Source organism: Aeromonas sp. QDB18, from assembly GCF_027705325.1.
Taxonomy (GTDB): domain Bacteria; phylum Pseudomonadota; class Gammaproteobacteria; order Enterobacterales; family Aeromonadaceae; genus Aeromonas; species Aeromonas caviae.
Genome location: NZ_JAPDBQ010000216.1, coordinates 1 through 4195 on the forward strand (window position 1 = coordinate 1; position 4195 = coordinate 4195).

Sequence of the window (4195 nt, forward strand, 5' to 3'; positions counted from 1 at the left end):
CGCAGTGGCCATCAGACGGCTTTGCCAGTCTGGAAGCGGCCAGGGAGTGGGTGCGCGACTTTATGGCCTGGTATAACGAAGAGCACCGGCATAGCCGTATCCGCTTCGTCACACCCAACGAGCGGCATCGGGGTGACGATAAAGCCCTGCTGGCGAAACGGGATGCTGTGTACCAGGCCGCCCGAGCACAACACCCAGCGAGGTGGAGTGGCAAGACGCGAGACTGGACACCTATCGGTGCCGTGATGCTAAATCCGGAGCGGCCCGAGAAACCCGAGCCGGAGCAAAAAGAGGCTGCTTAAAACAGCTTTGCGCGACAACTATCTTGAAAAACGCCGCATCTGCTGCTCTATCAGAGTCTGCAACTGCTTTTCCACCATGGCGGCCTTGCCTTCCAGTTCGCTCACCCCATGCTGACCATAACGGAACAGTTTGATATCGCTCATGCGGCCTCCTCATCACTGGGTGGCGTCCAGCCTCGTAGGTCGATCTTACCAGTCACAGCGGCGGAAATTAGGGCGGTGCGGCGTTCTTGGAGTAGCTCGATAGCATTGAATGCAGCTCTTTCAACTGCGTTCAATTTCTCAAGTACTTGTAGCACTTCATTTGTTACAGATACCTGTTCATCATATGGAAGGTTTCTAATTAAAAAACCCTTGATTTGATCAGGGCTAATATGTGGCACACTAACACCTGTTAAATCAGCCTCAACATAATTTCTGAATTCATTGCTAGAGAGACACAGCTTAATATAAGACTGGAAATGATTGGCCTTGGCTCGAATCCGAGCCACCCGCTGCAACAGCAGGCAAGGAGTATCATGTTGTGTAATTTCAGCGACTCTGGCACCACTACTAATCCAAGGGCGGTCCATACCAAAAACAATATCACCACGCTCAAGGTAATAATCATCCAAATGGGAGCAATCCTCACTATCCCAGTAGACTACATCATCCCATTTTATTTGATCGACCCCAACATTAGCCCCACGTAAAAGAGGAATATGCGTATCTTTTGTGGACTTAAAACCGGAGCTAGCAAAGGGGTAACCCGTTAGCAAGTTGATGGCATATGCGAGTTTTATATGACCTTCGCTTGCCCTAGTACGTACTGCGTGGGAGATCACCGCCTGCCGCTTCTCTTTGAGCAGTTCGATCAGCCACTGCTGCTGAGCAATCAGCCGATCAATTCGGGCGGTTTCGTAGTCGAGGAAGGCCACTATGTTGGAAAGTTCCTCGCCTTGAGGCAAGGCAAATATTGTCTTCTTTATATCCTCAAGTGAGAGGTGCTTGACTGTTGTGTAATAAGTTAAGTCGTTTACCACTTTGAGACTAAAGGGAAGCGTATAGAATAACAATGTCGTTAATTCATCCGAGTCAGTTCGAACACATGCGACTCGTTGATTTAGAGCTGCTTTGCCCCCTTTCCATCGAGCAACATTGAACTCACCATCCATCCCAATCAGCACATCATTATTTTCAACAATAGCTTCTTGCGGTACATCACCGTCAAAATAAACTGCCGTAAGCTCAGTGTTAATATCACGAATTCTTATCAATGGTACACCAACGTCAGGACTAAATCTCTGAGAATCAAAAGGATATCCCCCAAAGACAACGGCAACATCTTTAACCCGAGAAAGTACCCAATGCTCTGGCACATCCCCCAACCACACCACTCCAGAATCCTTATATTCCGGATAGGGGGGATATTTTCCCGCCAGCCCTTGCTGAGCAGTCGCAACAACTTCGCTCATGAGTGTACCTCCGCCAGCAACTGCATAATCTCCTTGGCGACCGCATCGAGATCGGCGTCGATGGCTGCCAGCTCGCGGGGCGGCTGGTACTGATAGAAGTGGCGGTTAAAGGGGATCTCATAACCGACGATGCCCACCTGACCATCGAGCGGATCGGTTTTGCTGGTGTCAATCCAGGCATCCGGTACATGGGGCAACACCTCACGCTTGAGATACTCATAAATATCTTCCCCGAGCGGCACGTTTTCGTTATCCCGCAGATCCGGGTTGGCTTCCGGCTCGCCCTTGGCTTTACATACCTCGGCAGCGTCGTCCTGCTCAGCCAGATGGCTCACCAGCAGCTTGAAGGCCGGGGCGGGTAGCTTGACCTCACCTAGCAGCTTGGTCAGTTGCTTTTTGAATTTGTCGCGAGAGAGCAACTTGGCCTCAGCGAACTGGCCCAAGGCAGTGAGAATGACAGACTGCAGGGAGCCATCGAGCTTGTCCCAGCCCTTGTCGGCGGTGAGGCTGGCAAGGCGCTCGGCATCCTGTGGGTAGAATGCAAGTTTCAGCGGCCGCTCCACCGTGATACGGCGATAACCGAAGGCGGTGGTGGGGAAGATCTTGGCGATGGGCCCTTCTTCATAACGGCTGGCGAGGCGGACGATTTGCTCAATGGCCTCGTCGCTCAATTGCTTACGCTTGGAGCCCAAGGATTTTCGCATGGGGCTGTGCATGTCGCTGGCGTTGATCAGCAGCACCTTGCCCTTACGCTCGGCCGGTTTGTGGTTCGACAGCACCCAGATATAGGTGGCGATGCCGGTGTTGTAGAACATGTCGGTGGGCAGGGCCACCAGGGTATCGAGCAGGTCGTGTTCCAGAATGTAGCGGCGGATCTCGCTCTCGCCGCTGCCCGCTCCACCGGTAAAGAGCGGGGAGCCGTTGAGGATGATGCCGATCCGGGCACCCTCCGGCTTCATCTTGGCGATCAGATGTTGCAGGAACAAGAGTGAGCCGTCAGAGACACGGGGCAGACCTGCCCCGAAGCGGCCGCTGTGGCCCTTTAGCAGGTGTTCGTCCCGCACTTGCTTCTCGACCTTCTTCCAGTCCACCCCGAATGGCGGGTTGGAGAGGCAGTAGTCGAACTTCTCCAGCGGCAACTGGTCGTCGGAGAGGGTATTGCCCAGCTTGATGTTGCTGATGTCCTGCCCCTTGATCAGCATGTCGGCCTTACAGATGGCGAATGACTCGGGGTTGAGCTCCTGCCCGAAGGTGGCCAGACGGGCCGCCGGGTTCAGCTCGTGCAGGTACTCCATGCCGCAGGAGAGGAAGCCGCCAGTGCCCGCGGTGGGGTCATAGATGGTCCGCACCACGCCTGCGGTGGTCAGGGCCTCGTCATCGGCGGCAAACACCAGGGAGGTGGTCAGGCGGACGATGTCACGGGGGGTGAAGTGCTCACCGGCGGTCTCGTTGGAGCTCTCGGCAAACTTGCGGATCAGCTCCTCGAACACCAGACCCATGTGGTAGTTGTCGACGGTTTCGGGGGAGAGATCGACGTTGGCGAAGTTGCGAACCACCTTGTAGAGCAGGTCGGCATCTTCCAGCAGATCGATGCTGGCGGCAAAGTTGAAGTGCTCGAACACCTCGAATGCCTCACGGGAAAAGCCCCGCACATAGGCATCCAGGTTGTCGCCAATCTGCTTCTCGCCAAGGTTATCCAAGGTGAGCTTGGCGGTGTTGTAGAAGCTCTGCCCGGCGGCATTGAGCAGCAGCTTATGGCGGGCCAGCTCGGGCATGGCCTTGGTGCTCTCGGCGGTGGCCAGCACCTTGTCACGGGTCGGGGCCAGTACGCACTCAAGACGACGTAACACGGTGAATGGCAGGATGATGCGGCCATACTGGGACTGTTTGAAATCACCTCGCAGGAGGTCAGCCACCGACCAGATAAGGTTGGCAAGGGATGAGATATTGGTTGTCATGGAAACCCCGTGGAACGCTCGAAATAGCGTGATCCTATCACAGCATCTGGCCTCCAGTCGTGGCCTCGGTGCTGGCTGTGAAAATCTGCCGTTTTTGATTTTCCCGTTTGGCCCGCCAACAAGGGCAAAGGGGCCAATTAGGGTGCTCAATCTGCCGAAATTTCAGCTATTTATAGAACTTTTTCTGTGTGAGACTTCGTAGAAAAAGTTCTTAAATCTGCCAAAATTTCAGCAGATCGGCAGACCTCATATCCCACCTATTTGGCGGGGGCGGAGGCCAGCTATCAACTTAGCAAGGAATGTCACTACATCACCTGTTGTCAATCATTAGAATATTTCATGAATAGCCGTTTTTGCGTTGTTCACAACGAAAACTCGAAATGGGACCTTGGGGAGGAAAAAAGAGGTTCTTCGCGGGATCTTGGGGAAGTGGAAGTTGACAGACAGGGTGCTGGTAAACTGGCTGTCTCCAAACACACCA

3 protein-coding genes and 1 pseudogene are annotated in these 4195 nt (G+C 53.9%); 1 reads left to right on the top strand and 3 read right to left on the bottom strand.

Annotation, left to right across the window (positions count from 1 at the left end; translation table 11 throughout):
* A pseudogene (locus OKC30_RS19995) lies at positions 1-302 on the top strand (IS3 family transposase); the annotation flags it as partial.
* Positions 303-320: 18 nt separating this feature from the next.
* Here the strand turns inward: OKC30_RS19995 and OKC30_RS20000 are convergent.
* Genes OKC30_RS20000 through OKC30_RS20010 form a run of 3 tightly spaced genes read right to left on the bottom strand, consistent with a single transcriptional unit; the run spans position 321 to position 3714 of the window.
* Positions 321-446 (bottom strand): hypothetical protein, encoded by a 126-nt coding sequence (locus OKC30_RS20000; RefSeq protein WP_270668223.1) that lies wholly within the window; start codon positions 444-446, stop codon positions 321-323.
* Positions 443-1756, bottom strand: coding sequence for a restriction endonuclease subunit S (locus OKC30_RS20005; protein ID WP_270674920.1), 1314 nt, complete (start codon positions 1754-1756; stop codon positions 443-445). The genes OKC30_RS20000 and OKC30_RS20005 overlap by 4 nt, the downstream gene beginning before the upstream one ends.
* Positions 1753-3714, bottom strand: coding sequence for a type I restriction-modification system subunit M (locus OKC30_RS20010; protein WP_160837255.1), 1962 nt, complete (start codon positions 3712-3714; stop codon positions 1753-1755). Before OKC30_RS20010 ends, OKC30_RS20005 begins: the two co-directional genes overlap by 4 nt.
* Between the last annotated feature and the right edge of the window lie 481 nt (positions 3715-4195).

Excerpts from the sequence above, each read along its gene's own strand:
- OKC30_RS20000 (WP_270668223.1), bottom strand. The coding sequence starts at position 446 with ATGAGCGATATCAAACTGTTCCGTTATGGTCAGCATGGGGTGAGCGAA.
- OKC30_RS20005 (WP_270674920.1), bottom strand. The coding sequence starts at position 1,756 with ATGAGCGAAGTTGTTGCGACTGCTCAGCAAGGGCTGGCGGGAAAATAT.
- OKC30_RS20010 (WP_160837255.1), bottom strand. The coding sequence starts at position 3,714 with ATGACAACCAATATCTCATCCCTTGCCAACCTTATCTGGTCGGTGGCT.